A 26,391-nucleotide genomic window follows, 5' to 3' on the forward strand; every position below is an offset into this window, starting at 1 on the left:
ATCTTCCTGTTATGCCAGAGGCGTTAAGTGAGGCTATGCACAGCCTGACCGCCGCGACGTCGAATCAGCCCGGCGCGATCCAGCAGCCAGTAGAGCATCTTCGCCACGCCGAGGCAGGCCAGAAAAATCAAAGCGAAAAAGACCACGCGCGAGCCGAACGCGTCCAGCCCTTCGCGCGCCAGCACAATCATATTAAACACCGCGCCAAAGCAGAAACTCTGCATGATCGCGCCGCTATAGCGATTGTCAGCGTCGCGTCCGCGCAAATAGAGCGTATCGAAGCCTTTGATAATCAACCCGACCGCCACCGCGCCCGGCAAGATAAACCAGACGCCGCCCATCACCACCAGCGAACCCAGCAGCGTAGGCGAAATCGCCAGGCCGGAATGGTTCTTTAAAACTTCCCAGGTAAAGTAGTTGGCGCTGTTGAGCACCATCGACGGCCTGCCCGGCCACAGCCAGCCGGGAATATAGACATAAAAATCGCGCCAGATGGGCGCCAGCCCCTGAAACTCGATCTTTGAATAGTTCTCCAGCAGCAGCGCCAGATTCTCCCAGGGCGAAAAGGTATCGCGCGTCAGATAAAGAAAGGTGTAAACCGCCTCTTCGCCAAACACGTTGAGGTTATAGCGCCGCAGCGCCAGCCAGAACATGCCGCCTATCGCCAGCACGCCCGCCGCCGCCAGCATCCACAGGCTGATCCAGCCGCGCGTAATGCCGATAAACAGAAACAGCGCGAACGCGATAATAATATTGGCGCGCGTGCCGCCCACCAGCGCGTAGGTCAGCAGGCCGAATGCGACCGTGACCACCAGAAACAGCAGCCAGTTGCGCTGCGTCGGCCGCAGAAAATAGAGGATCAGCATCGCCGGGATAAAGAAATAGAAAAAGCGCTTCAGCGCCACGCCAGAGACTTCGCTGGAGAAAATCTGGTTATAGGCGGTCAGACGGAACAGCAGAAAGCCGTTGTGCAGGAAAAACACCGTCACCGTGCCAATTGCGACCAGCGCCAGCAGCACGCAGGTCAGATGCGTTTCGACGCGGTTCATCTGCAGCCACGGCCGGGCGCGCGGCACCGTCGCAGGGCGCAGCCGCACCTTATAGCTGACGTAGTAAACGGCGTAGAACGCCGTCGCCGACAGCAGCGCCTGCAGCAGAAACTCCGGCGGCACCACCTCAACGTCAAAGCGGAACGCCAGCACGCTGGTTAGCGGAAAACCGAAGTAGAAAGTCAGTAAAAACAGCAGCGTAAAAAAGAGGTGGAAATTAAAGCGCACGCGCCTGAACTCCCGCCAGGTAAGGGTCAGAATAAAACCCAGCGACAGCAGATAAACCACCAGCAGACCGCTGAACTGCATGAGGTTCATAAAGACTCCCTTTCACATTGGCGCAGCGCCTCGCGCCAGCCCGCCACATAGCCCGGCGCGAAAAAGGCGATGGCCTGTTTATCGCAGCTCGCCAGCTGTCGACGCGCTTCCGCGACGCTCGCGCCATCCAGCGCATCGCCGCTAAACAGCACCGGCAGCCCCTGCTCGCTGAGATCGCGCCAGAACGGATTGCGCCGGTTCAGCACAAACGGCACGTTGGCCTGAATCAGCAGGCAGAGCGTTCCAATGCCCTGCTGGCGCTCGAACATAAAATAGCCTAAATGGCAGCGGGCGAGCAGCGCTAAATAGTCATCAAAGGCGAGATTGTTGCGCAACAGCTCGACCTGCCCAGCAGGAAACAGCGCCGCGGCGGCCTTCTCAACCTCGCTAATATAGGCGTCATTGTCAGGCGGATAGCCCAGCGGCACCACGACGCGCGTCTCCTCGCCCAACTGCGCGCGAATCGCTTTGAGGCCGTCGATATGGCGATTGCTGGCGTCGCCGGAGTTGCCCAGCAGCACGGTAAAGCGCGCATCCGGCGCGCTTTGCGGCGCGGCGGCAGGCATCCTCGTCGGAAAATAGAGCAGCTGGGACGGCACGCGCGGATGGCGCTGCTGATAGTGGTGTAAATCGCCGCGGGTGGCGAAAACCCGGGCGACGCGCCCCTGCGCGATGCGGCGAAGCAGATAGAACAGGCGGAACTTCAGGCTGCGCGACTCTTCGTAAAGATCGGCGCCCCAGACGTGCCAGTAGATCTGGCTGGGGCGGATCTTACCGCTCAGCAGCGCCAGCCAGATGCCCGGATTAAACTGCCCGTGGCAAAAAAAACGCTGCTCGCGCGTTTTCGCCCGCGCCGTCAGCGCCTGCGCCAGCGCCTTTTTCGATGCGAAAGTTTCAATGTCGAGATGGCTGAAGGCGGCGAGCGCGGCAGGCTGCTGCGTCACCACCATAAAACGGCGCGGCCGATCGGCAGGCAGCTCAACGCTCAACACCTCGTTGAAAAAGCGCAGCACCGTCTGATTGTGATGGGGGATATCCGATCCCAGAACGTGGATTAACGTCATTTTTTTCGGTAATAAATCATAAAAGCGCCGTAGCAGAGCGCGAAATAAACGAGATAGGTCGCCATATAGGCCTGCGCCGCGCCGGTTACGCCCGACAGCGGGATGAGCCAGCGCGAAAAGAGCGTCAGCAGCGCGAACTGGCTGATTTCGGCCAGAATATAGAAGCGCAGCGACGCCTTAGCAATCACCAGATAACCGAAAACATAGGCACCGACCTTGAACACGTCGCCGCACAGCTGCCAGACGAAGAGATCGCGCATGGCGTGAAACGCCGGCGAAAAGAGCAGCCAGATCGCCACATCGCGCAGCAGCCAGACGCAAAAGCCGACCGCCGCCACAGCGGGCAACACAAAGCGCAGCGCGCGCATAATTTCACGCGCGATATCGCGTTTCTGCTCCAGCCGCGCCAGCGTCGGCAGCAGCCAGACGCTGAAGGTGGCGGTGATAAACTGCAGCCAGGCGTCGGAGATGCTGGTGACGCCCTGCCACAGGCCGACCTGCGCCCAGCCGTCGTGCTGCGCCAGCAGGTTGCGCATCATTATCCACGCCACCGGCAGCGTCACCGAGGTAATCAGCGCCATCAGGGTGAATTTCGCCAGGCTGCGCGCCAGTTCCGGCTGCCACTGCGGCTTCAGCCAGGCGAGCGGCAGCGGCACGCGTTTCTTCAGCAAAATGGATGCCGGAATCGCCACCAGCGCAGGCACCAGCGCAAAGCCCGCCAGCGCGCCCGCGTAGCCGCCTGCCCACCAGCAGAGCACATAGGCGGCGACGCCGATAAGGCTGCCGACGATCAGCGCCAGCGCGTTACCGCGCGCGTCGCGATAGCCTTTCAGCAGCGCCAGCGCCAGGTTGGCCCAGGCGATGCCGAACTGCAGGAAGGCGACGATGCGCACCACATTCGCAAAGCGCGTATGGCCAAACAGCGCCTGGCTGATCGGCACGGCCGCCAGCAGAAAAACCAGCGCCAGCAGCGTGGAAAAGCCCAGCACCATCGCCGATGCGGTGCCCAGCAGCGCGCGCAGCGGCTCCGGCTGATGCTGATACTTCGCCACGTAGGTGGTAACGCCGTTGAAGATGCCTGCGCCCGCCAGCACGCCCAGCACGGTGATCAGCTGGCGAAAGTTGCCCGCCTGCCCTACCCCTTCCGGGCCGAAACTCACCGCCAGCAGTTTCACCACCAGCAGGCCGGCAGCGATTTTCACCAGCGTGGACGATGCTGTCCACACCGACGCTTTTGCCAGCGACATCAGGCGAAGAAACTCAGCAGGGAACTGATAACCGTGTTCTGGTTATTGTCCGTCAGGTTGTAAAACAGCGGCAGGCGCAGCAGCCGCTCGCTCTCGGCGGTGGTGAAACGCTCTTCGCCGTGGAAGCGGCCGAACCGTTGGCCGGCGGGCGAACTGTGCAGCGGGATATAGTGGAAAACCGTCAGGATCTCCGCCTCTTTCATCCAGCTAATCAGCGCCTGGCGATCGTCGCTGTCGCGCAGTTTGATATAGAACATATGCGCATTGTGCTCGCAGTCGGCGGGCTGCGACGGCAGCTGAATGCGCCCTTGCGCCGCCAGCGGCTGCAGCGCGTCGTAATAGCGCTGCCACAGGCGCAAACGCTGCTGATTGATGCGATCGGCCGCTTCAAGCTGCGCCCACAAATAGGCCGCCTGCAGATCCGCCATCAGATAGCTCGAGCCGATATCGCGCCAGGTATACTTATCCACCTGGCCGCGGAAAAACTGGCTGCGGTTGGTGCCCTTCTCGCGGATGATTTCGGCGCGCTCCACCAGCGCCGCATCGTTGATCAGGGTCGCGCCGCCTTCGCCGCCCGCCGTGTAGTTCTTGGTCTCATGAAAGCTGAAGCAGCCGATATGGCCAATCGTGCCCAGCGCGCGTCCCTTGTAGCGCGACATCACGCCCTGCGCCGCATCCTCGATGACCCAGAGCTGATGTTTCGCCGCCAGCGCCATAATGGCGTCCATTTCGCAGGCCACGCCCGCATAGTGCACCGGCACGATGGCGCGCGTTTTCTCGGTAATCGCCGCTTCGATTTTGCTTTCGTCGATATTGAGCGTATCCGGACGAATATCCACGAAGACGATGGTCGCGCCGCGCAGCACGAAGGCGTTGGCGGTGGAGACGAAGGTGTAGCTCGGCATAATCACTTCATCGCCCGGCTGCAGATCGATCAGCAGCGCCGCCATCTCCAGCGAAGCGGTGCACGACGGCGTCAGCAGCACTTTCTTGCTGCCGAAGCGCTGCTCCATCCACTGCTGACAGCGGCGGGTAAAGCCGCCGTCGCCGCACAGCTTGCCGCTGGCCATCGCCGACTGCATATATTCAAGTTCGCTGCCGACAACCGGCGGCGCGTTAAATGGGATCATGACCTTTCCTGTAGAACCAGTAAGCGGTGCTTTCCAGCCGGGCACCGCTGCGTAAATAGAGTCGCATCGCCGGCAGATTGCTGAGCTGCGTCGCGACGCGCAGACGCCCGAGCTGGCGGACGCGCCCCCAGTCTGCGCCTGCCAGCAGCAGACGCTGTCCGACGCCGTTGCCCTGCGCATGCGGCAGCACCCCCAGCAGCCCGACGCGCGCCTCGCCTTCCGTCTCGCGCAGCGAGATAAAACCGAGCAGCGCGCCCGCCTCATCGCTGGCGATCAGACACTGATGATCAAAGGTGCCGCGCACCGCGTTTTCAATCCACTGGGCGTAAAAGCGCGCGCTGGCGTCTGCCTCGAACCAGGGCGCGCGAAAGCGGCTCTGCACGAAGATCTGCGCCGCGGCGGCGCGCAGCGCGCTGATTTGCGACTCGCGGGCGATGCGGATGCCGCTCTGCCGTTCGGTGCGTTTAATGTTGATGGCCAGATCGGCTTCGCCTTCCGCCAGCTGAAACCCCTGCTGACCGAGAGCGTCGATCGCCTCAAGCCGGTCGGCGGGCACTTTGATCTGCCATAGATCGGCCGGATGGCGCAGCGCCTCGCTCAGCGACAGGTCGCCGTCCAGATCGAGCCGCGCCGTCTCACAGCCGAAAAAGGCGCTTTCCCACGCCAGGGGATTAATACTGACGCGGACGGGCATGTAACAGATCCAGCAGATACTGGCCGTAGCCGGTTTTCGTCAGTGCCTCGCCGGCGGCGCGCAGCTGATCGTCGCTCAGCCAGCCGTTGCGCCAGGCGATCTCCTCCAGGCAGGCGACTTTGAAACCCTGTCGTTTCTCCACCGTCTGCACAAAGGTGCTGGCCTCGATCAGGCTGTCGTGCGTGCCGGTGTCGAGCCAGGCGAACCCGCGGCCTAACAGTTCCACGGAGAGCTGGCCGCGCGCCAGATACATCTGGTTGATGGCGGTAATCTCCAGCTCGCCGCGCGCGGACGGTTTCACCTGCTTTGCAAATTCCACCACCTGATTATCGTAAAAATAGAGGCCGGTTACCGCCCAGCGCGATTTCGGCGCGCTCGGTTTCTCTTCGATAGAGAGCGCGTTGAAGGCTTCGTCAAACTCCACCACGCCAAAACGTTCGGGATCCATCACCTGATAGCCAAATACCGTCGCGCCCTGCGCGCGCGCGGCGACTTTTTTTAGCTTCGGACTAAAGCCCTGGCCGAAATAGAGATTATCACCCAGCACCAGACAGCAGTTGTCGTCGCCGATAAAGCTTTCACCGATGATAAAGGCCTGCGCCAGGCCATCCGGGCTTGGCTGCACCGCATAGCTGAGATGGATGCCGAACTCGCTACCGTCGCCCAGCAGGCGCACAAAATGGTCGCGATCCTCGGGCGTGGTGATCAGCAGAATGTCGCGAATGCCCGCCAGCATCAGCACCGACAACGGGTAATAGATCATCGGCTTGTCGTACACGGGCAGCAGCTGTTTAGAAATCGCCCGCGTAATGGGATGAAGACGCGTGCCTGAACCGCCTGCCAGAATAATACCTTTCATCGCTTCCGCTCCTCTGACGCCGTCATGAACGCGACGCAGCCAGGCCTAGCCGCTCGCCGCGATAGCGCCCGTCCAGAATAGCCTGCCACCATGTCTGATTTTCCAGATACCAGCGCACGGTTTTGCGCATGCCGCTGTCGAACGTTTCCTGTGGCGTCCAGCCCAGCTCGCGCGCAATTTTGCTGGCGTCGATGGCATAGCGCTGATCGTGACCGGGACGATCCGCCACAAACCTAATCAAATCGCGGTAGTGCGTCAGGCCAGCGGCTTTACGCTCCGGCGCCATTTGCTCCAGCAAATCGCAGATGGTGTTGACCACGTCGATATTGCGCTGCTCATTATGCCCGCCGATATTATAGGTTTCGCCGACCTTGCCGCTGCTCACGACGCGATAGAGCGCGCGCGCATGATCCTCGACATAGAGCCAGTCGCGGATCTGCTCGCCGTTGCCGTAAACCGGCAGCGGCTTACCCGCCAGCGCATTAATGATGGTAAGCGGGATAAGCTTTTCCGGGAAATGGCAGGGGCCATAGTTGTTGGAGCAATTGGTGACGATAACAGGGAGGCCGTAGGTCCGCAGCCAGGCGCGCACCAGATGATCGCTGCTGGCCTTGGTCGCTGAATAAGGGCTGCTCGGCGCATAGGGCGTGGTTTCGGTAAAAAACGCCTGCGGATCCTGCAAATCGCCAAACACTTCGTCGGTGGAGATATGGTGGAAGATAAACGCCTCGCGCCGCGCCGCTTCAAGTTTGTTCCAGTAGCTGCGCGCCGCCTCAAGCAGCTGATAGGTGCCGACGATATTGGTTTCGACAAAGGCTATCGGGCCGTCAATGGAGCGGTCAACGTGGCTCTCTGCCGCCAGGTGCATGATGCAGTCGGGCTGATAGCTCGCGAAAACGGCATCCAGCGCCGGACGATCGCAGATATCCACCTGTTCGAACGCGAAGCGCGCATCCTGCATCACGCTTGCCAGCGAGGCGAGATTGCCGGCATAGCTAAGCTTGTCGACCACCACGATGCGGTGATCCGTCTCTTCGATAAGAAAACGCACCAGCGCCGAGCCGATAAAGCCTGCGCCGCCGGTGATTAAGAACTGTTTCACCGCCATACTCCCCGCGTATCCACAATCCAGCTTTGCGTGACCTGCGACGCGTCAACGGCGCGGAAGTGATCGTGATCCACCAGCATCACCAGCACGTCGGCCTGCGCCAGCGCCTGCTCGCGAGAAACCAGCGCAGCCTTGTCGCCGAGCGCGGCGGGCAGCGCGGCGATATGCGGCTCAACCACCCAGCTCTGCCCGCGATGCCATTCGGCGATCATCTGCGCGACCTGCATCGCCGGGCTTTCGCGCAGATCGTCGATGTTGGGTTTAAACGCCAGCCCGAAGCAGGCGATGACAATCTCATCGGCGCGCTTGCCGCTCTGGGTCAGGCAGTCCGCCAGCGCCGCCTTGACCTGATTCAGCACCCAGTGCGGCTTGCTGTCGTTCACTTCGCGCGCGGTGCGGATCAGCCGCGCCAGCGACGGATTTTGCGCCACGATAAACCAGGGATCGACCGCAATGCAGTGCCCGCCGACGCCAGGCCCCGGCTGCAGAATATTGACGCGCGGATGGCGGTTCGCCAGCGCGATCAGTTCCCAGACGTTAATCCCCTGATCGGCGCAAATCAGCGACAGCTCATTGGCGAAAGCGATATTAACGTCGCGGAAGCTGTTTTCCGTCAGCTTGCATAGCTCCGCCGTGCGCGCGTTGGTCTCCACGCATTCGCCCTGCAGAAAAATTTGGTAGAGCGCGCTGGCCTGCGCCGAGCAGGCGGGCGTCATGCCGCCGATCACGCGATCGTTGTGGATCAGTTCCTGCATGATTTTGCCCGGCAGCACGCGCTCCGGACAGTAGGCGATAAAGATATCGGGCGTACCGCCGTGCTGCGGGAAACGCAGATCCGGGCGCGTCACCGCCAGCCACTCCGCCATCTGCTCCGTGGCGCCGACCGGCGAGGTGGATTCCAGAATCACCAGGTCGCCCTTCTTCAATACCGGAGCAATCGATTCCGCCGCCGCCTTAACGAAGCGCAAATCGGGCTGATGATCCGCCATAAAGGGCGTTGGCACGGCGATCAGAAAGGCGTCGGCCGCTTCGGGCTGCGTGGTGGCGCGCAGAAAGCCCTGGGTCACGGCGTCGTGGACCACTTTGTCCAGCGCGGGTTCGACGATATGGATCGCCCCGCGATTAATGGTCTCTACCGCGTGGGCGTTGATATCGACCCCCACGACCTTTTTCTTTTGCGACGCGAAAACGGCTGCGGTCGGCAGCCCAATGTAGCCCAGTCCAATCACGGAAATGGTGTCAAAACTCATAGGTCAACTCGGGTATCTTTTAAAGCTTGCAGAATGCGCTGACAGGCGTTGCCGTCGCCGTAAGGGTTGTGCGCGCGGCTCATGGTTTGCCAGGCCGTTTCGTCGGTCAACAGCAGGCCGACTTCGGCCACGATTTTCTCTATGTCGGTGCCAACCAGCTTCACGGTGCCGGCGTCGACCGCTTCAGGCCGTTCCGTCGCGTCGCGCATCACCAGTACCGGTTTGCCCAGCGAAGGCGCTTCTTCCTGGATGCCGCCGGAGTCGGTGAGGATCAGCCAGGCCCGGTTCATCAGCCAGACGAAAGGCAGATACTCCTGCGGCTCGATCAGCACGATATTGTCGATGCCGCTAAGGATGCGGTTAACCGGCTCGCTGACGTTGGGATTAAGGTGCACCGGATAGACGATCTGCGCGTCGGGATGCTGACGGGCGATGCGCGCCAGCGCGCTGCAGATACGCTCAAAGCCTTCGCCGAAGCTTTCGCGACGATGGCCAGTGACCAGCACCAGCTTCTTCTCGCTGTCGAGGAAGGGATAGCAGCTGGCGAGCTGCGCGTTAAGGCCGGGATCGGCGATAACCCGATCGCGCACCCACAGCAGCGCGTCGATCACCGTATTGCCGGTGACGAAGATGCGCGCGTCGGGCACATTTTCCGCCAGCAGGTTCTGGCGCGAGCGTTCGGTCGGGGTAAAGTGCAACCGCGCAAGATGGCCGGTCAGCTTGCGGTTGCCCTCTTCCGGCCACGGCGACGTCAAATCGCCGGTGCGCAGTCCCGCTTCGACATGGGCGACCGGGATCTGCTGATAAAATGCCGCCAGGCTGGCGGCGAGCGTGGTGGTGGTGTCGCCATGCACCAGCACCACGTCGGGTTTAAAGTCGAGCAGCACGGTTTTCATGCCCTGTAAAATGCGGCAGGTGATCTCCGTTAATCCTTGCTCAGGACGCATCACGTTCAGGTCATAATCTGGCTGCAGCGCAAAGAGGCGCAGAACCTGATCGAGCATTTCGCGGTGCTGCGCGGTGACGCACAGGCGAGAGTCAAACGCAGGATCCTGCGCCAGCGCCTGTACCAGCGGCGCCATTTTGATCGCCTCCGGGCGAGTCCCGAATACTGTTAGCACTTTCACGCGGTTTCTCTCGCTGATCTGACGCTGGAACGACGCGCCAGCGCCACGCCTGCGCCCGTCAATGCGCCTAACGCGCCCCACATAATCATCATGAACAGCCGACGCGGGCTGTCGCGCGAAACCGGCTCTTCCGGGGTACGCAGATAGCGGTAGGTCTGGAAGGTGCGGTTCAACGTCGGGCCGGCGCTCAGCGTGGTGAGCATCGCCCTGTTTTGATCATAGCTGATATCGTAACTCGGCCCGGTCGCCTGCAGGGTTTCCAGCTGCGCCTGCAGCTGCGGCTCACCCAGCAGGAAGAGGTCGCTGTCGGCGATCGGTTCGCGCGCGTCGCGCGAGCGGTTTTCATGAATGCCCTGCTGGCTGGCGACCTTCAGCGCCTGCTGCAGGCGATGCTGCTGACGCTGGAAAACGGCGTTCGCCACATCTTCCTGACGCTTCACCTGCGCCTGCAGCTGCTCGCTGCGCGCCTGCCATGCGCCTTTCAGCTCGCCGTTAAGGTGGCGCGCCGCGCGCTCGCTGGCGAAGGCGATATACTGACGCAGCAGGTTGTTGGCGTCCCCTGCGGTTTCCGCGATGAGCTTAACGCTGTCGCGCGTATTGCGCGCCGCGTCGGCGGGCAGAAACTGGATATTGGCGACCATATCGTCAAGCAGCGCGGCGTCGTTATGGGCGTTGCCTGAGCGGCGGCTTTTGTAATAGTCCGTCTGCTGCCAGAAGTCGCGGCGCGTATCCCAGGCGCCCAGCTGCATAATAAACTCCTGATAGACCTCATCCATGATGGTCGGCGAGGGCGCCGCCAGATTGAGCGTGTTATTGCGCACGTCGAGATTATTCAGAAACTGCTCCTGCGCATAGTAATCGCCGAGCATATTCACCGTAGGACGATCGGTAATCGCCGTGGTGCTCCACGCCTGTTTCATCAGCAGCGAAGCCAGCCAGGCGACCAGCGCGAAAAGCAGCGCCAGGCCGAAAATCCAGCGCTTGCCGCGCCATAACGCGCAGCCCAGGCCGCGAATATCCAGTTCGTTATCTGCAACCTCAGAGGTCATCACAAGGCAATCCTTATCAGGGTAATTTTTTCTTAACGTCGCGATGCGCGTTCAAACGACGCTTTATACGACGGATCAGGCGCGCCACGCGCCAGGCGTGTTTCAGGCAGTAGCCGTAAAACATAAACGCCACCATAAACAGCACCAGCATCACCCACTCAGGGATAAAGGCGAGGTATTCGCCGAGCACGCCGATGCCAGCGAGTATCGCGGCCGCCACGGTGATCAACACAAACGCCTGGCGCGAGGTGAAGCCGGCGCGCATGATCAAATGGTGAATATGCTGCCGGTCGGCGGAGAAGGGGCTCATGCCTTTGCGCAGGCGACGATACATAATCGCCACCATATCCATCAGCGGAATGGCGATCAGCCAGAGCGCGGTCACGGGCGTAATCGGATGGCTCAATCCCTGCGTGGTTTCCAGCAGGATCCAGATAATGGTGAAGCCAATCATGGTGCTGCCGGCATCGCCCATAAAGACTTTATAGCGGCGGCCAAGGAAGCCGAGATTAAGCAAAATATAGGGCAGCGTGGCGGCGATCATGGCGAAGCACCACACGGCCAGGCTGTACTGGCCGTCGAAGCAGAGAATAATGCCCATCGCCGCAAAGGTGACCGAGGAAAGGCCGCCCAGCAGGCCGTCGATGCCGTCCACCATATTAAAGGCGTTAATTGCCGCCCAGACGGCGAACAGCGTCAGCACGTAGCCGAACGGCCCGACCACCAGCTCAACCGGGCCGATAATAAAGCCGAGGCTGAGCAGATAGAGTTTGGCGCCCACCATCATCGCCACCGCCACCGCGGCCTGCACCACGGCGCGGATTTTTACGCTGATATCGAAACGATCGTCGAGCGCGCCGACCAGCACCAGCAGACCGGCGCAAATAAGATAAAGCGTGGCGTGCGGCAGGTAGAAGCGGGTGATGAGAAACATAAAGCAGATGCCGGCGTAAACGGAAATGCCGCCGACCAGCGGAATGGCGCCGTGATGACGTTTACGGGAATTAGGCGTGTCGACCAGACCTATTTTTTTAGCCGCTTTGCGCGCAAAAAAGATAAAGACTAAAGAAAATAGAAAAGTAAGGCCCAGCTCAGTACTCATAGTGAGTAAATTCACGTTTAACGCTCTCAGCTAAAATCAGGGACAGGATAAACAAACTGCATGTTTTTGCCTTTCATCCCGAGTCCGAATTCTGCTTCCGACCACGCGCGCATGGTTGTTTTTTGCGCACTGCCGCCGCAGTCATTATAAATACTCCTGCCAGCGGTAATCCTAATGCGCACAAATAAAAAACGCCACGTTAAGACGTGGCGTTAGGGCGAATTCCTGCGCATTTAGGCTAAAAAAGTCGGTTTCGCCGTCTCGATTAGCCAGCGCGGAATTACGAGCGCTTCATCATATCGAAGAATTCGTCGTTGGTTTTGGTCATCGCCAGCTTGTTGATGAGGAATTCCATCGCGTCGATTTCGCCCATCGGGTGAATAATCTTGCGCAGGATCCACATCTTCTGCAGCTCTTCCTGGGAAGTGAGCAGCTCTTCTTTACGCGTACCGGAGCGGTTGTAGTCAATCGCCGGGAAGACGCGTTTTTCAGCGATTTTACGTGCGAGGTGCAGCTCCATGTTACCGGTGCCTTTAAACTCTTCGTAAATCACTTCATCCATCTTCGAACCGGTATCAACCAGCGCGGTCGCGATGATGGTCAGGCTGCCGCCCTCTTCCACGTTACGCGCGGCACCGAAGAAGCGCTTCGGACGATGCAGGGCGTTGGCGTCAACACCACCGGTCAGCACTTTGCCTGATGCCGGCACTACGGTGTTGTAGGCGCGCGCCAGGCGAGTGATGGAGTCGAGCAGAATGATCACGTCTTTCTTGTGTTCAACCAGACGCTTCGCCTTCTCGATCACCATTTCGGCAACCTGAACGTGGCGTGAAGCCGGTTCGTCGAAGGTCGAGGCGATAACTTCGCCTTTGACCAGACGCTGCATCTCGGTTACTTCTTCCGGACGTTCGTCGATCAGCAGCACCATCAGCACGCAGTCTGGATGGTTGTAGGCGATGCTCTGCGCGATATTCTGCAGCAGCATGGTTTTACCCGCTTTCGGCGGCGCGACGATCAGACCACGCTGGCCGCGGCCGATCGGCGAAGCCAGATCCAGCACGCGTGCGGTAAGGTCTTCCGTCGAACCATTGCCGCGCTCCATGCGCAGACGGCTGTTGGCGTGCAGCGGCGTCAGGTTTTCGAACAGAATCTTATTACGCGCGTTTTCCGGCTTATCGTAGTTGACCTCGTTAACCTTCAGCAGCGCGAAGTAGCGTTCACCCTCTTTCGGCGGACGGATCTTGCCGGAGATGGTGTCACCAGTGCGAAGGTTGAAACGGCGAATTTGGCTGGGAGAAACGTAGATGTCGTCGGGACCGGCGAGGTAAGAGCTGTCTGCGGAGCGGAGGAAACCAAATCCGTCCTGCAATATCTCCAGCACACCATCACCGAAGATGTCCTCGCCGCTTTTCGCGTGCTGTTTGAGGATGGCGAAAATAATATCCTGTTTGCGCATGCGCGCCAGGTTTTCCAGCCCCATATTTTCGCCGAGGGTTATCAGCTCAGAAACCGGCGTGTTCTTTAATTCGGTAAGATTCATAGTGATGGGTTCTTAAACTCGGGGTAATTCTCGAAATGTTGGTCGTGAATGGTATGGCTTAATATTCCATGCCTGTTAATGGCGCTTTCAACTCTTCTCGACGATCATCGTCAGGGATGGCGACTGGAAGCGAGAGAGACGGTTGAAATGCGATGCCAAAGTTGGTGCTAACCGTCAGAATTGCTAAACCGCTGTATACGGAACGTGCTTCAGGGTTTAACAAAGGAAATCTTTAAGATGCAAACTACAAGGTAAGTGCGTAATGCAGTGAAAGTAACTTAGCACGCTAAAATGCGAACGTCCAGCAGTGGAAGAAAATTCGCCACCGCCGAACGTTCTCGTCCTTACGCCAGGTTGGCGTTCAGGAACTCTTTCAGCTGGCTTTTGGACAGCGCGCCGACTTTAGTCGCGGCGACTTCACCGTTTTTGAACAGCAGCAGCGTCGGGATGCCGCGGATGCCGTACTTCGGCGCGGTGCCCGGGTTATCGTCAATGTTCAGCTTGGCGATAGTGAGCTTACCGTCGTACTCTTCGGCAACTTCATCGAGAATCGGGGCGATCATTTTGCAAGGACCACACCATTCAGCCCAGAAATCTACCAGTGTGACACCTTCTGCTTTCAGAACGTCTGCATCGAAACTGTCATCGGTGAGGTGAACGATTTTATCGCTGCTCATGTATTACTCCACAAGATTATGCCTGGCGAATTGGCGTAAAGTTTACCAACGAAGGTTGACTTTATTTCATCGGATACGCTTTCGTAAAGCGATAGTAAGCTGATATTCTACCACACTATGAGCAAAACACACTTAACAGAACAGAAGTTTTCCGACTTCGCCCTGCACCCTCTGGTCGTGGAAGCCCTTGATAAAAAAGGCTTTCATCACTGTACGCCTATTCAGGCGTTAGCTCTGCCCTTTACGCTCTCAGGGCGTGATGTCGCAGGCCAGGCGCAAACCGGTACCGGCAAAACGATGGCGTTTCTGACGTCGACGTTTCATCATCTTCTCACTCACCCTGCCCAGGAAGGCCGTCAGATCAATCAGCCGCGCGCGTTGATCATGGCGCCGACGCGCGAACTGGCGGTGCAGATCCATGCCGACGCCGAACCGCTGGCGCAGGCCACTGGTCTGAAGCTGGGTCTGGCTTACGGCGGCGACGGTTACGACAAGCAGCTGAAAGTGCTGGCCGACGGCGTCGACATCCTGGTCGGCACCACCGGCCGTCTCATCGACTACGCGAAACAGAACCACATTAACCTCGGCGCGATTCAGGTGCTGGTGCTGGACGAAGCCGATCGCATGTTCGATCTCGGCTTTATTAAAGATATCCGCTGGCTGTTCCGCCGCATGCCGCCTGCGACGCAGCGCCTGAGCATGCTTTTCTCCGCCACGCTCTCCTGGCGCGTGCGCGAACTGGCTTTCGAACACATGAACAACGCCGAGTACGTTGAGGTGGAGCCAGAGCAGAAAACGGGCCATCGCATTAAAGAAGAACTCTTCTACCCGTCGAATGAAGAAAAAATGCGCCTGCTGCAGACGCTGCTGGAAGAAGAGTGGCCGGATCGCGCTATCGTCTTCGCTAACACCAAGCATCGCTGCGAAGATATCTGGGGCCATCTGGCGGCGGACGGCCATCGCGTCGGCCTGCTGACCGGCGACGTGCCGCAGAAGAAGCGCCTGCGCATTCTGGACGACTTCACCAAAGGCGACGTCGATATTCTGGTGGCGACCGACGTTGCGGCGCGCGGCCTGCATATTCCTGCGGTGACGCACGTTTTCAACTACGACCTGCCTGACGATCGCGAAGATTACGTTCACCGTATCGGCCGTACCGGCCGCGCGGGCGCCAGCGGACACTCTATCAGCCTGGCCTGTGAAGAGTACGCGCTGAATCTGCCGGCGATTGAAGAGTATATCGGCCACAGCATTCCGGTGAGCAAGTACAACAGCGACGCGCTGATGGACAACCTGCCGCCGCCGAAGCGTCTGGCTCGCGCCCGCACCGGCAATGGTCCGCGCCGCGGCGGCAACAACGCGAATCGTCGTGGAGCGCCGCGTAACAACAACCGTAAACGTTCGGGTTAATCCACATTATGCTAAGCGCATCGTCACTCTATGCTGCGATTGATCTGGGATCCAACAGCTTTCATATGCTGGTGGTGCGCGAAGTTTCCGGAAGCATTCAGACCGTCGCGCGCATAAAGCGCAAGGTGCGTCTGGCTGCCGGGCTGGACAAAAATAACCATCTTTCCGTCGAGGCGATGACGCGCGGCTGGGAGTGTCTGAAGCTCTTCTCTGAACAGCTGCAGGATATTCCTTCCGAGCAGATCCGCGTGGTCGCGACCGCCACGCTGCGCCTGGCGGCCAACGCCAGCGAATTCCTGTTTACCGCGCAGCAGATCCTCGGCTGCACGATTAACGTTATCAGCGGCGAAGAGGAAGCGCGCCTGATTTATCAGGGCGTCGCGCATACCACCGGCGGCTCGGACAAGCGGCTGGTGGTCGATATCGGCGGCGGCAGCACCGAGCTGGCCACCGGCGACGGCTCGCACGCCTCCGTACTGTTTAGCCTGCCTATGGGCTGCGTAACCTGGCTTGAACGCTTCTTTAGCGACCGTCATCTGGCAAAAGAGAATTTCGACGCCGCCGAGCAGGCCGCAATCGACATGATCCGCCCTATCGCCTCGCCGCTGCGCGCTCACGGCTGGGAAGCCTGCGTCGGCGCCTCCGGCACCGTTCAGGCGCTGCAGGAGATTATGGTGGCGCAGGGCATGGATGAACGCATCACCCTGAGTAAGCTGCAGCAGCTCAAACAGCGCGCCATTCAGTGCGGCAAGCTGGAAGAGCTGGAGATTGAAGGCTTAACGCTGGAGCGCGCGCTGGTTTTCCCCAGCGGCCTTTCCATTCTGATTGCGGTATTCCAGCAGCTCGGCATCGAAAGCATGACGCTGGCGGGCGGCGCGCTGCGCGAGGGGCTGGTTTACGGCATGCTGCATCTGCCGGTCGATCGCGATATCCGCAGCCGCACGCTGCAGAACGTCCAGCGTCGTTTTTCTATTGATGTGGAACAGGCCGCGCGCGTGCGTCAGCTGGCCGACGTCTTTTTCCGTCAGGTAAGCGCGATATGGAAACTGGATCAGCGCTGCCGCGAGCTGCTGCTCAGCGCCAGCGCGATACACGAAATCGGCCTTAGCGTCGATTTTCGCCAGGCTCCGCAGCACGCCGCCTATCTGGTGCGCCATCTCGATCTCCCTGGCTTTACGCCCGCGCAGAAAAAATTGCTGGCCTGCCTGCTGCAAAACCAGAGCGGCAGCATCGATTTAGCGCTGTTGACCCAGCAAAACGCCCTTCCGCCGCGCCTTGCCGAACGCCTCTGCCGTCTGCTGCGGCTGGCGATCATCTTTTCCAGCCGCCGTCGCGACGATACGCTGCCTGCGGTGCGCTTACAGGCTGACGACGATACGCTGCATCTCACTCTGCCGGCAGGCTGGCTGGAAGCGCACCCGCTGCGCGCCGAGCTGCTGGACCAGGAGAGCCATTACCAGTCCTATGTGCACTGGCTGCTGACTATCGCCTGATAATAAAGGCACTGTTAGTCATTCTCTTCATCTCTGCTTTTCTCTGTGGCAGCCTGCGAGCCGCTACGCAATCTTTGCGCCTCTCTCTCGTAGGGCAGCGATTGAATTTGTAGTATGCCTCTATACAAAATTACGTATAACGAGGCAGGGAATGCGCAAAAAAATCGCTTTCATGCCCTGATCCAGGAGCCTAACCGATGAAAATTGAAATCTTTGACAGCGTCTGGGATGCGCTAAGTGAAACGCCCGAAGCCGCGGAAAATATGAAAATCCGCTCGCATCTGATGTCCTTCATCAATGCGTGGATTGAAAAACGGCAGCTTAGCCAGGCGGAGGCTGCTCAGGCTCTGGGCGTCACTCAGCCAAGAATATCCGAGCTGGCGCGCGGTAAAATCAACCTCTTCAGTATTGATAAGTTGATCGGCATGATGGCGCACGCCGGCCTGGTGATTAAACATATCGAAATCAGCGAGCCGACGGCGGCATGAGCGCAGAGAAAAAGGGCCTTTAGCCCTTTTTCGCCTTCTCCAGCATCGCCCGCAGTCCGGCGACCCGTGTTTGCCCGGTTTTCATCCGCTCTTCGGCGCTGACGACCTTGCGCTCGGTTTCCCAGACGACATCATCCTGCGGCAGTTCCAGCAGAAAGCGGCTCGGCTCCGGGCGCACCAGCTCGCCGTACTGGCGACGCTCGCGGCAGAGCGTAAAGGTCAGCTCTTTCTGCGCGCGGGTAATGCCGACGTAGGCCAGGCGGCGTTCCTCTTCGATGTTGTTCTCATCGATGCTGCTCTGATGCGGCAGCAGCCCTTCTTCCATGCCGACCAGAAAAACGTAGGGGAATTCCAGCCCTTTCGAGGCGTGCAGCGTCATTAGCTGCACCTGATCGAGCTCTTCGTCGCTCTCGCCGCGCTCCATCATATCGCGCAGCGTAAAGCGCGTGACCACCTGCGTCAGCGTCATCGGCTCATCGATATCGCTGCCCTCAAGCATCTCCGTCATCCACTGAAACAGCGTATTGACGTTCTTCATGCGCATTTCGGCCGCTTTTGGACTGCCCGACGTTTCGAACAGCCAGCTTTCATAATCGATGCCGCGGATCAGATCGCGCACCGCATTGACCGGCTCGCGCTCGGTCATCTGCACGATCTCCTGCAGCCAGTGGGTAAAGCGCTGCAGATGTTCCAGACCGCGCCCGCTTAGCGTCTGCCCAAGGCCGACGTCGAAACTGGCGTTAAACAGGCTTTTGTTGCGCAGGTTCGCCCACTCGCCCAGCTTTTGCAGCGTCGCCGGGCCAATCTCGCGCCGCGGCGTGTTGACGATGCGTAGAAACGCGCTGTCGTCGTCCGGGTTGGTGAGCACGCGCAGATAGGCGAGCAGATCCTTGATCTCCGGCCGCGAAAAAAACGAGGTGCCGCCAGAGATGCGATAGGGAATGCGGTTCTGCATCAGCATCTTTTCAAACACGCGCGACTGATGGTTGCCGCGATAGAGGATCGCGTAATCTTTATACTGCGTTTTATTGATGAAGTGGTGTGCGATTAGCTCGCCCGTTACGCGCTCCGCCTCGTGATCCTCATGGTTCGCGGTCAGCACTTTAAGTTCGCTGCCGAGACCTAGCTCGGAGAAAAGTCGCTTCTCGAATACGTGCGGATTGTTGGCGATCAGGATATTCGCCGCCTTCAGGATGCGCTGCGACGAGCGGTAGTTCTGCTCCAGCTTGATCACTTCCAGCGCCGGAAAATCCTCTTTCAGCAGCACCAGATTCTGCGGCCGCGCGCCGCGCCAGGAGTAGATCGACTGGTCATCGTCGCCGACCACGGTAAAGCGCGCCCGCGCGCCCACCAGCAGCTTCACCAGCTCATACTGGCTGGTGTTGGTGTCCTGATACTCATCCACCAGCAGATAGCGAATGCGCTGCTGCCAGCGTTCCCGCACCTCCTGATTGCGCTGCAGCAGCAGCGTCGGCAGCAGGATCAAATCGTCGAAGTCGAGCACGTTGCACGATTTCAGATGCTGATCGTAGAGGCTGTAGCAGTGGGCGAAAATATTGTCGCGCTCGCTGCGCGCCAGCGCGGCGGCGCGCGGCGGATCGATCAAATCGTTCTTCCAGTTGGAGATGGTGGAGATCAGCTGCTGCAGCAGCGTCTTGTCCTCTTCCAGCCACGGCTGCGTCAAATCTTTCAGCAGCGCCAGCTGGTCGGTATCGTCAAACAGCGAGAAGTTGGACTTCATGCCCAGCGCGGCGTATTCGCGCTTAATGATCTCCAGCCCCAGCGTATGGAAGGTGGAGATCATCAGGCCGCGCGCCTCTTTTTTTCCCAGCGTCTGGGCGACGCGCTCTTTCATCTCGCGCGAGGCTTTATTGGTAAAGGTAACCGCCGCGATATGGCGCGCCTGATAGCCGCACTCGCGGATCAGATGGGCAATCTTATTGGTGATGACGCGGGTTTTGCCCGATCCCGCTCCCGCCAGCACCAGACAGGGGCCGGTAACAAACTCGACGGCGCGTTGTTGGCTGGGGTTTAAACGCATAGTAAAAAATCGCTCAGTAAAAAGAGAGGAGGATGAAATAATGGGCGGTCAGTATACACAATCAGAGGACTATCATGGCGAAAACCGCGGCGGCTTTACACATCCTGGTGAAAGAGGAAGCGCTGGCTAACGAGCTGCTGGCGAAGCTGGAAAAGGGCGCCAGTTTTCAGCAGCTGGCGAAGAAACACTCTACCTGTCCTTCCGGGCGCAACGGCGGCGATTTAGGCGAGTTTCGACAGGGTCAGATGGTGCCGGCCTTCGATAAAGCGGTCTTCACCTGCCCGCTGATAAAACCTTTCGGGCCGGTGAAAACCGCATTTGGCTATCACATCATTAAAGTGCTCTACCGCAGCTGATCACTTTTTGCTTTTCATCTGCTGCAGCACGTTGCTGCACTGGTTATCCTCGTTGTCGCTTGGGCTGATCAGCGCCAGCAGCGCGGCGGCAGGGCCGACCACGGTGCCGAGCGCAACGGCGGCCGCGCCGCGCGCCAGCAGCGGCCCGGCTTTAACGCCGGCGTCAGGATTTTTAAAGGTGCCGCGAACGTAAAGCGGCGAACGCAGCGTCACGATGCGAATGCCTTTGCTCTCTGGATTGATCGAGAGATCCAGGCGCTCGCTGGCGAAGTTGGCGTTGCCGCTGACGTTGATGACCGCATTTTCGGTATCAAACACAAACAGATTCGGCGTCGCGACGCCGTTTTGCAGCTTCACGTCGGTCGCGGCGCAGTTGATACGCACCTCATCGTCGCCAAACAGCTTGCCAACCACATAGTTGCCGACGTTCAGCCCGGCGATCTCCATCAGGCTGCGGCTGATTAAGCCGTTATTCATCAGCAGCTTCAGCTGACCGTTGCTGGTCGCGAGCAGATCCGCCACCGAGTTTCCGCTGCCGGTAAAGCTGGCGTCGCCGTTGAGCTGGCCCAGGCTGCGCTGCATCGCTTCCACATCAGGGAAAAGCTGACGCAGATGCAGACGACGCGCGTGAATGTCGGCGCGGCCGCGCATCGGCGACTTATCCCCTTCCAGACGAATGGTGCTGTTCAGCGTGCCGCCCGCCATGCCGAAGCGCAGCGGATCGAGCAGCAGGTCGCCATCTTTCAGCTGCAGATGGGTGTAAAGATCGCTCAACGGCAGCGAATTGCCATGTTCGATGCGTTTGCCGGTAAACTTCACGTCGGCATCCATGACGTCCCAGCTTTTGGTGTCGAAGGTGTCATGCGGCAGAACGCGATCGGCGGGCTGCGTCGCTTTTTCGCCGCGCTTCGCCTTCGCCTGCGCAGTTTTCTCGCTGCCTTTGCCGGAGTCGATGCCGATAAGCGGCCCCAGATCCGCCATTCGCAGCTGCTTCGAACTTAGCTCGCCCACTAGCGCCGGTCGCGGTTTGCCCTGGGTGTAGGTGAGCGTGCCGTGAATATCGCTGTCGCCGATATGGCCGTTGAAGTTTTCGTAATGGTATTCCGGCCCTTTTTTGCCGGTGAAGCGAGCGGTCAGATGGCCGTCGGTTTCATAGGGCGGCGTATCGGGCAACAGCACGCCGGTCAGCCCGTAGAGATTGGCGAGCGTATCGCCGGAGAAGCGCAGCCGAACGTTCACGCCGCCAAGATTCATCGGATCCTGAATGCCGCCCGTGACCTGCACGCGCGTAGAGCCGTTACGTATATCGGCCTGAATCGGGAACGGCGTGTTTTTGCTGCGCAGCGAGAGCATGCCGCCGGTTTTGCCTTCCCCTTCCAGCTGCTCGTTGTTATAGGTGCCGCGCGCCTCCCAGCCGAAAACAAAGTCGCCCGCGCCTTTCTGCGCGTCGCTGCCGCCGGCAATCTGCCCATAAGGCACCGGCTTGCCGAGCGGATTGATTTTTACCGTCACGTCAGCTTTATTGACCGCATCGCGGTAACGCAGCTGGCCCTGGTCGAACAGAATATTGTCGAGGCGGAATGACCAGGCGGATGGCGCCGCGCTGGCATCAGGATCCTTGCTGTCGGCGAGATTGAAGGTCCAGTTGTTCTTTTTGTCGGCGGTCTGGATCAGCCGCGCATCGGGCTGCTGAAGTTTGATCCACGGGAGGTAAACTTCTTTATGCAGCAGCGCCAGCGGCGACAGGGTGGCGTCGACGCGCTCCAGATGCACCATCGTCACCTCCGCCATTTCAGGCGGATTGCCTAATATAATGTCCTGCGCATGCACATGCGGCCAGGGTATCCAGCTACGCCAGCCCGGCTCGTCGCGGTTGCGCTCCCACGCGACGCCCAGATCGCCGCGAATCGCGAACTGGCGATTCAGCTCCGTCGAGACTTTCTGATTGATGGTGGGCTTGAGACGATTCCAGTCAAAGGTCGCGATGATGATGACCACCACCACGATCAGCAACAAAAAAATCCCGACTATCCAGCTAACCACTTTTCCCGTGCGCGACATTTCGCTTCCTCCTTGCCTGTCCACAGTCTCCGTTAAAGATAGTCGAGACGTTGTGGAACGGCATCAGACAAGCTGAAGCGGCAGATGATTAAGTTGCGAAAAGGGGACCGGCCTTGAAAAAAAGTAGCCCTGCGCCGCCATCGCGGGCGAGCAGCACACCTGCCGCCACTCCTCTTCGGTCTCGACGCCTTCGACGATAACGCCGTTGCAGTAGCGGTTAATCAACGCCAGCAGCATCGAGAAGAGCGCTTTGCCCTCTTCAGTGCGGCGCAGCAGGATAAACAGCTCGCGCGACAGCTTGATATAGTCGTACTTCAGCTCTGTCAGCGCGGAAAAGTTGGCCATGCCGGAACCGAAATCGTCCAGCCACAGCGGCCCCAGCTCCGGCATCTGCGCGATCATCTCTTCCTGCGGCAGCGCATGATGTTCGGTGAGTTCGAAGCGCACCCAAGGCAGCTCGGTAATCAGGCGTCGAATCGGCGGATGCTGCTGAATCGCCATTAGCGTCGGCCCGTCGATATTCACCGACGCCACGATCTGGTTGTCGCAAAAAAAGGGCTGCCACTCTTTCAGCAGCATGAGCTGCTCATGGACGACGTGCAGACGCTGATTGATCGCCAGCGCTTCAAAGTAGGCCTCCGGCGAGAGTTTCTTTTCCGGCGCGGTCGGATGCGTGACCGCGGTCAGGATTTCAATTGCCAGCAACCGGCCCGATACCTGGTATATCGGCTGGAAAGTGTAGAATCGTTGGCATTGCTGCCAGAAGAGACGCGCTTCCTGTTGTGGGTTGATGTCAGTTGAAGAAGGTAGCCGATGACTAATATTCTTCATCACCATGGTTTTTTCCTGGTTGGTGGCAAGTGCCATGTGTCAGCGCTGCGGCGAGTGTCAGCTGTGCCCGCCCTTTCTCTGTCCGTCTGCTGGACACATAAGACTACAGAGTGTACCAATCCGTATCGGGCGCAATCGTGAAAAAAAGCCCGGCTTTGACCGTTAAATCGCCGCGAAGACAGGCTTTTTTTACCTTAAGTGGAATTAAAACACCGTTTTAAAAATCATTGACGTCTGCCATACCAGACGCGAGACTAAGGCACTATTTCACTACAGGCCAAAGACCATGACGCATAAAAAAATAGCCATTATCGGCGAGTGCATGATTGAGCTGTCCGAGAAGGGTGAGAGCATTAAACGCGGTTTCGGCGGCGATACGCTGAACACGGCGGTCTATCTGGCGCGCCAGGTGGATGAGGCGCAGCTCAGCGTCGATTATGTGACGGCGCTGGGCATCGATTCCTTCAGCGATCAGATGATCGCCGCCTGGCAGCAGGAAAAGGTAAACACCCGCCTGATCCAGCGGCTGGAAAACAAAATGCCTGGCCTGTATGTCATTGAAACCGATGAAAAAGGCGAACGCACCTTCTGGTACTGGCGCAGCGACGCCGCCGCGCGCTACTGGCTAGACGCTCCGCAATCCGCCGCTATCGTCGACGAGCTGGCGCGCTACGACTACCTCTACCTGAGCGGTATTTCGCTGGCGATCCTGCCTGACGACAGTCGCGAGAAGCTGATGGCGCTGCTGGATCGCTGCCGCGCTAACGGCGGTCAGGTGATTTTCGACAATAACTATCGTCCGCGCCTGTGGGCCGACAAAGCGAGCGCGCAGCAGGCCTATAGCGCGATGCTGCAGCGCACCGATATCGCCTTTTTGACGCTGGATGACGAACATCTGCTGTGGGGCGAGCATCCATTAAGCGCAGTGATTGAGCGCACGCGCGCCGCAGGCGCCAGCGAGATCGTGATTAAGCGCGGCGCTGACTCATGTCTGGTGGCGATCGGCGACGACGCACTGATTGACGTGCCCGCCGTGCGTCTCAATGCGGCGCGCGTCATCGATACCACCGCAGCGGGCGACTCTTTCAGCGCCGGCTACCTGTCGCAGCGCCTGACGGGCGGTTCGCCGCAGGCCGCCGCCGAACGCGGCCACCTGACCGCCAGCACGGTGATCCAGCATCGCGGCGCGATTATTCCGCTGGCGGCGATGCCGGGGTAAATGAGGTTGGACTGCACCCCAAAAGCGAAACATGAGCTTAATAAGGTGCAGCATAACTGGCGCTTTAAGACGTTTACCTTAATAACGGCTCCGCTTGCAAAGATAAGCGCGCAAAGTAAACCATTATTTCTGGGCCAGCGTTTCAATTGTCATTGCTTTCTTCAACGTAAGAAGGCACCTTTTTTTCCAGGATAAGCCAGAGGCTAAATCGTTAATAGCTGTGCTCGCTTTAACATAATAGGCCTCAACTTCAGCGGGCGTGGGCTCGATAAAGGGTATGCCGCAAATAAATTCGACGTTGGTTTCGTTAACGAATTTTAATACCGCCGAGGGATTTTCAGGTAATGCACTCGCCATTGCGATATTTAGCCCTTCCTGCAAATAGGTCACGCCGGTAAACGGCGGTTGCTTTAAATCAGGGTAAATTTCTATCCAGCGATCTTTACCTCTGGAGAGATTCAGGACAATAGTGTCGTAATCTTCCTCTGATAAATTTTTTATGTCATGACTTTTCTTTGCTGAAATAACTTTATCAAATAACCTTTGATCTTCAAATGTAACTTTACTGGATGAGCAGGAAATGGAGAAAAGTAAGATTACAATAAGAGAAATAATTTTCATCTCACGATTAGCTCCTTGTCGCCGCTTTCTGCAATTGCTCTTCTCACGTTAAAAGAGGCAACAATGCATCCATTTGATGCGGTACCATGACCATTATCACCATGGATAAGGAATCCTGAACGGCCACACATATTGTTGCCGCCATAAGGAATCAGACGAAGCACAAACCGGCCTGCTGTTGGATGATTTGCTATTGGATCGCCAATTTTATACTTTCCCCCTGGTAAAGGACCTTTATTAATCTCGCACTCTAGATTAGGATCGTCTTTATATCCTTTAGCCCCGGTATACAGTGCATCAAACTTATACTTCCCGTTTTGTGTAAAAGACTTTTTTCTTACCTCATATATCCAGGTCATACAACTTCCTTTTGATGACAAAAAAATTCAGCCTACAAGAGGTAAAATTAATCCATATTGAACTAAATCAATACGCCTACGTGATGTAAATCACAACATGAATTTTAATCACACCAAAGACAGCCGTTTTTTAACCATTCAGTTAATAGCAGGGTGAAAGTGCCATGCGCTTTTAAGTTTGACTTTACGCAACATATTATTCGGTAAGTTTGCTTTAACAATTTTATTCTCTCTGGCACCTGTTCCAGCAGCATAAATCCGATTCTTTCCCCCTCTCCAGGCATAGTCTGAATCCTGCTCCGCGCCCCGTTTTCGGATGGACGACCGCCGCAAAAAAGACCATCTTTTCCTCAACAACAGCAGGACGCTGTTTCGCCGGCCGCGATAAAAAAACGACAACATTCCTCGCATCAGGACCGTTTTATGCACACAGAAATTATCAATATCTGGCCCAATGGCGACGCGCCAGGCGCCAGCGATTCGCGCGCGCAGCCGCAAATCGTCGATCTGGCGAAAGAGTATGAGCCTTACGATCGCGCGGCGACCGGCGTGCGCTGCCCGGAGATCGCTATCTGGCATCCCGAAGAGTCCAACGGCATCACGCTGCTGGTGGCGCCGGGCGGCGGCTATCAGCGCGTACTGATCGACCGCGAAGGCAGCGCGCTGGCGACCTTTTTCACCGCGATGGGCTACACCCTGGCGGTAATGACCTACCGCCTGCCCTATGACGGCCATCATGAAGGCGCGGACGCGCCGCTGGCCGACGCGCAGCGTGCGGTGCGCGTGCTGCGCGATCGCGCCCAGCGCGGCCTGAACGGCAAATATATCGTGATGACGGGCTTCTCGGCCGGCGGTCACGTCGCCGCCAGCCTGGGCACGCGCTTCGCCGAAAAAATCTATCCGGTGCAGGACGCCGCAGACAGCTTCTCGCCGCGTCCCGATGCGATGGTGCTGGTCTATCCGGTGATCAGCATGCGCGACGGCGTGGCGCATGAGGGTTCGCGCACGCGCCTGCTCGGCGCCTGGCCCGATGCGAAAACCATTGAAGCCTATTCGCTGGAGACGCGCGTGCATGCGCAGACGCCGCCGACGCTGCTGATCCACGCGGCGGATGACGAAACGGTCTCGGTGAACAACAGCATGGCGTTTTTCAGCGCGCTGCGCGAACACAAGGTGCCCGCAGAGCTGCATTTTTATCAGAAAGGCGGCCACGGATTCGGCATCCGCGGCGTTGCGGATCTGCCCCTTGCCAGCTGGCCGATGCTGGTGACCGAGTGGCTCAGGGCGAAAACCTGAGG

At 58.6% G+C, this 26,391-nt stretch carries 24 protein-coding genes; 6 read left to right on the top strand and 18 right to left on the bottom strand.

The window, feature by feature from the left end; genetic code table 11:
- Nucleotides 1-23 precede the first annotated feature (23 nt).
- From wzyE to trxA, 13 genes are all read right to left on the bottom strand, one after another.
- On the bottom strand, nt 24-1,367 hold the full coding sequence (gene wzyE, locus AC6I7Z_RS18360; protein ID WP_497815239.1) for an ECA oligosaccharide polymerase: 1,344 nt from the start codon (nt 1,365-1,367) through the stop codon (nt 24-26).
- Entirely contained in the window at nt 1,364-2,431 is a 1,068-nt protein-coding gene (gene wecF, locus AC6I7Z_RS18365) for a TDP-N-acetylfucosamine:lipid II N-acetylfucosaminyltransferase (protein WP_497815240.1), read from the bottom strand. Before wecF ends, wzyE begins: the two co-directional genes overlap by 4 nt.
- Complete coding sequence (wzxE, locus tag AC6I7Z_RS18370) at nt 2,428-3,678, bottom strand: lipid III flippase WzxE (RefSeq protein WP_497815241.1); 1,251 nt, start codon at nt 3,676-3,678, stop codon at nt 2,428-2,430. Before wzxE ends, wecF begins: the two co-directional genes overlap by 4 nt.
- Nucleotides 3,678-4,808: a dTDP-4-amino-4,6-dideoxygalactose transaminase gene (gene rffA / locus AC6I7Z_RS18375; protein ID WP_497815242.1), complete on the bottom strand. Its 1,131-nt coding sequence runs from the start codon at nt 4,806-4,808 to the stop codon at nt 3,678-3,680. Before rffA ends, wzxE begins: the two co-directional genes overlap by 1 nt.
- Nucleotides 4,795-5,502: a dTDP-4-amino-4,6-dideoxy-D-galactose acyltransferase gene (gene rffC, locus AC6I7Z_RS18380; protein ID WP_497815243.1), complete on the bottom strand. Its 708-nt coding sequence runs from the start codon at nt 5,500-5,502 to the stop codon at nt 4,795-4,797. The genes rffA and rffC overlap by 14 nt, the downstream gene beginning before the upstream one ends.
- Nucleotides 5,480-6,361: a glucose-1-phosphate thymidylyltransferase RfbA gene (rfbA, locus tag AC6I7Z_RS18385; protein ID WP_497815244.1), complete on the bottom strand. Its 882-nt coding sequence runs from the start codon at nt 6,359-6,361 to the stop codon at nt 5,480-5,482. Before rfbA ends, rffC begins: the two co-directional genes overlap by 23 nt.
- A 22-nt stretch (nt 6,362-6,383) precedes the next feature.
- A complete protein-coding gene (gene rfbB, locus AC6I7Z_RS18390) occupies nt 6,384-7,463 on the bottom strand; it encodes a dTDP-glucose 4,6-dehydratase (protein ID WP_497815245.1) in 1,080 nt (359 codons plus the stop codon).
- A complete protein-coding gene (wecC, locus tag AC6I7Z_RS18395; RefSeq protein ID WP_497815246.1) occupies nt 7,460-8,719 on the bottom strand; it encodes a UDP-N-acetyl-D-mannosamine dehydrogenase in 1,260 nt (419 codons plus the stop codon). The genes rfbB and wecC overlap by 4 nt, the downstream gene beginning before the upstream one ends.
- A complete protein-coding gene (wecB, locus tag AC6I7Z_RS18400; protein ID WP_497815247.1) occupies nt 8,716-9,846 on the bottom strand; it encodes a non-hydrolyzing UDP-N-acetylglucosamine 2-epimerase in 1,131 nt (376 codons plus the stop codon). The genes wecC and wecB overlap by 4 nt, the downstream gene beginning before the upstream one ends.
- On the bottom strand, nt 9,843-10,895 hold the full coding sequence (gene wzzE, locus AC6I7Z_RS18405) for an ECA polysaccharide chain length modulation protein (protein WP_497815470.1): 1,053 nt from the start codon (nt 10,893-10,895) through the stop codon (nt 9,843-9,845). Before wzzE ends, wecB begins: the two co-directional genes overlap by 4 nt.
- Nucleotides 10,896-10,911: 16 nt before the next feature.
- Entirely contained in the window at nt 10,912-11,997 is a 1,086-nt protein-coding gene (gene wecA, locus AC6I7Z_RS18410) for a UDP-N-acetylglucosamine--undecaprenyl-phosphate N-acetylglucosaminephosphotransferase (RefSeq protein WP_497815248.1), read from the bottom strand.
- Nucleotides 11,998-12,277: 280 nt separating this feature from the next.
- Nucleotides 12,278-13,537, bottom strand: a complete 1,260-nt coding sequence (gene rho / locus AC6I7Z_RS18415; RefSeq protein WP_033754542.1) for a transcription termination factor Rho — start codon at nt 13,535-13,537, stop codon at nt 12,278-12,280.
- A gap of 344 nt (nt 13,538-13,881) precedes the next feature.
- Nucleotides 13,882-14,214, bottom strand: a complete 333-nt coding sequence (gene trxA, locus AC6I7Z_RS18420; RefSeq protein ID WP_033754540.1) for a thioredoxin TrxA — start codon at nt 14,212-14,214, stop codon at nt 13,882-13,884.
- A 117-nt stretch (nt 14,215-14,331) separates the two neighbouring features.
- On the opposite strand from trxA, the gene rhlB reads away from it, so the two are divergent.
- The 3 genes from rhlB to AC6I7Z_RS18435 all read left to right on the top strand — a co-directional run bounded on the left by rhlB (nt 14,332) and on the right by AC6I7Z_RS18435 (nt 17,605).
- Nucleotides 14,332-15,624 (top strand): ATP-dependent RNA helicase RhlB, encoded by a 1,293-nt coding sequence (gene rhlB / locus AC6I7Z_RS18425; RefSeq protein WP_096072375.1) that lies wholly within the window; start codon nt 14,332-14,334, stop codon nt 15,622-15,624.
- 8 nt (nt 15,625-15,632) lie between these two features.
- Nucleotides 15,633-17,117 carry a guanosine-5'-triphosphate,3'-diphosphate diphosphatase gene (gene gppA / locus AC6I7Z_RS18430; RefSeq protein WP_497815249.1) on the top strand — a complete coding sequence of 495 codons (1,485 nt, stop codon included), beginning with the start codon at nt 15,633-15,635 and terminating at the stop codon, nt 17,115-17,117.
- Nucleotides 17,118-17,314: 197 nt separating this feature from the next.
- Complete coding sequence (locus AC6I7Z_RS18435) at nt 17,315-17,605, top strand: helix-turn-helix domain-containing protein (RefSeq protein WP_497815250.1); 291 nt, start codon at nt 17,315-17,317, stop codon at nt 17,603-17,605.
- A 19-nt stretch (nt 17,606-17,624) separates the two neighbouring features.
- On the opposite strand, the gene rep is transcribed toward AC6I7Z_RS18435, so the two are convergent.
- Nucleotides 17,625-19,646, bottom strand: a complete 2,022-nt coding sequence (gene rep, locus AC6I7Z_RS18440; protein WP_033754526.1) for a DNA helicase Rep — start codon at nt 19,644-19,646, stop codon at nt 17,625-17,627.
- Between the two features lie 74 nt (nt 19,647-19,720).
- Here rep and ppiC point away from each other — a divergent pair, with 74 nt between their 5' ends.
- On the top strand, nt 19,721-20,002 hold the full coding sequence (gene ppiC / locus AC6I7Z_RS18445) for a peptidylprolyl isomerase PpiC (protein WP_033754522.1): 282 nt from the start codon (nt 19,721-19,723) through the stop codon (nt 20,000-20,002).
- Here ppiC and AC6I7Z_RS18450 read toward each other — a convergent pair whose 3' ends face one another.
- Together AC6I7Z_RS18450 and pdeH are read right to left on the bottom strand one after the other, a co-directional pair.
- Entirely contained in the window at nt 20,003-22,063 is a 2,061-nt protein-coding gene (locus AC6I7Z_RS18450; RefSeq protein WP_497815251.1) for an AsmA family protein, read from the bottom strand. It lies immediately after the preceding gene.
- A gap of 63 nt (nt 22,064-22,126) precedes the next feature.
- Complete coding sequence (pdeH, locus tag AC6I7Z_RS18455) at nt 22,127-22,900, bottom strand: cyclic-guanylate-specific phosphodiesterase (RefSeq protein ID WP_497815252.1); 774 nt, start codon at nt 22,898-22,900, stop codon at nt 22,127-22,129.
- Between the two features lie 280 nt (nt 22,901-23,180).
- Here pdeH and kdgK point away from each other — a divergent pair, with 280 nt between their 5' ends.
- A complete protein-coding gene (gene kdgK / locus AC6I7Z_RS18460) occupies nt 23,181-24,113 on the top strand; it encodes a 2-dehydro-3-deoxygluconokinase (RefSeq protein ID WP_497815253.1) in 933 nt (310 codons plus the stop codon).
- 123 nt (nt 24,114-24,236) lie between these two features.
- Here the strand turns inward: kdgK and AC6I7Z_RS18465 are convergent, their stop codons facing one another.
- Nucleotides 24,237-24,734 (bottom strand): hypothetical protein, encoded by a 498-nt coding sequence (locus AC6I7Z_RS18465; RefSeq protein ID WP_497815254.1) that lies wholly within the window; start codon nt 24,732-24,734, stop codon nt 24,237-24,239.
- Nucleotides 24,731-25,093: a tlde1 domain-containing protein gene (locus tag AC6I7Z_RS18470; protein WP_497815255.1), complete on the bottom strand. Its 363-nt coding sequence runs from the start codon at nt 25,091-25,093 to the stop codon at nt 24,731-24,733. The genes AC6I7Z_RS18465 and AC6I7Z_RS18470 overlap by 4 nt, the downstream gene beginning before the upstream one ends.
- Before the next feature lie 423 nt (nt 25,094-25,516).
- Between AC6I7Z_RS18470 and AC6I7Z_RS18475 the strand changes: the two genes are divergently transcribed.
- Complete coding sequence (locus AC6I7Z_RS18475) at nt 25,517-26,389, top strand: alpha/beta hydrolase (RefSeq protein ID WP_033793143.1); 873 nt, start codon at nt 25,517-25,519, stop codon at nt 26,387-26,389.
- The last annotated feature ends 2 nt before the right edge of the window (nt 26,390-26,391 follow it).

This window comes from Pantoea sp. X-Soil-MYKO-1289 (genome assembly GCF_059730625.1).

Bases quoted from the DNA above. Each gene is read 5' to 3' on its own strand.
- wzyE (WP_497815239.1), bottom strand. From the start codon at position 1,367: ATGAACCTCATGCAGTTCAGCGGTCTGCTGGTGGTTTATCTGCTGTCG.
- wecF (WP_497815240.1), bottom strand. From the start codon at position 2,431: ATGACGTTAATCCACGTTCTGGGATCGGATATCCCCCATCACAATCAG.
- wzxE (WP_497815241.1), bottom strand. From the start codon at position 3,678: ATGTCGCTGGCAAAAGCGTCGGTGTGGACAGCATCGTCCACGCTGGTG.
- rffA (WP_497815242.1), bottom strand. From the start codon at position 4,808: ATGATCCCATTTAACGCGCCGCCGGTTGTCGGCAGCGAACTTGAATAT.
- rffC (WP_497815243.1), bottom strand. From the start codon at position 5,502: ATGCCCGTCCGCGTCAGTATTAATCCCCTGGCGTGGGAAAGCGCCTTT.
- rfbA (WP_497815244.1), bottom strand. From the start codon at position 6,361: ATGAAAGGTATTATTCTGGCAGGCGGTTCAGGCACGCGTCTTCATCCC.
- wecC (WP_497815246.1), bottom strand. From the start codon at position 8,719: ATGAGTTTTGACACCATTTCCGTGATTGGACTGGGCTACATTGGGCTG.
- wzzE (WP_497815470.1), bottom strand. From the start codon at position 10,895: ATGACCTCTGAGGTTGCAGATAACGAACTGGATATTCGCGGCCTGGGC.
- wecA (WP_497815248.1), bottom strand. From the start codon at position 11,997: ATGAGTACTGAGCTGGGCCTTACTTTTCTATTTTCTTTAGTCTTTATC.
- rho (WP_033754542.1), bottom strand. From the start codon at position 13,537: ATGAATCTTACCGAATTAAAGAACACGCCGGTTTCTGAGCTGATAACC.
- trxA (WP_033754540.1), bottom strand. From the start codon at position 14,214: ATGAGCAGCGATAAAATCGTTCACCTCACCGATGACAGTTTCGATGCA.
- rhlB (WP_096072375.1), top strand. From the start codon at position 14,332: ATGAGCAAAACACACTTAACAGAACAGAAGTTTTCCGACTTCGCCCTG.
- gppA (WP_497815249.1), top strand. From the start codon at position 15,633: ATGCTAAGCGCATCGTCACTCTATGCTGCGATTGATCTGGGATCCAAC.
- AC6I7Z_RS18435 (WP_497815250.1), top strand. From the start codon at position 17,315: ATGAAAATTGAAATCTTTGACAGCGTCTGGGATGCGCTAAGTGAAACG.
- rep (WP_033754526.1), bottom strand. From the start codon at position 19,646: ATGCGTTTAAACCCCAGCCAACAACGCGCCGTCGAGTTTGTTACCGGC.
- ppiC (WP_033754522.1), top strand. From the start codon at position 19,721: ATGGCGAAAACCGCGGCGGCTTTACACATCCTGGTGAAAGAGGAAGCG.
- AC6I7Z_RS18450 (WP_497815251.1), bottom strand. From the start codon at position 22,063: ATGTCGCGCACGGGAAAAGTGGTTAGCTGGATAGTCGGGATTTTTTTG.
- pdeH (WP_497815252.1), bottom strand. From the start codon at position 22,900: ATGGTGATGAAGAATATTAGTCATCGGCTACCTTCTTCAACTGACATC.
- kdgK (WP_497815253.1), top strand. From the start codon at position 23,181: ATGACGCATAAAAAAATAGCCATTATCGGCGAGTGCATGATTGAGCTG.
- AC6I7Z_RS18465 (WP_497815254.1), bottom strand. From the start codon at position 24,734: ATGAAAATTATTTCTCTTATTGTAATCTTACTTTTCTCCATTTCCTGC.
- AC6I7Z_RS18470 (WP_497815255.1), bottom strand. From the start codon at position 25,093: ATGACCTGGATATATGAGGTAAGAAAAAAGTCTTTTACACAAAACGGG.
- AC6I7Z_RS18475 (WP_033793143.1), top strand. From the start codon at position 25,517: ATGCACACAGAAATTATCAATATCTGGCCCAATGGCGACGCGCCAGGC.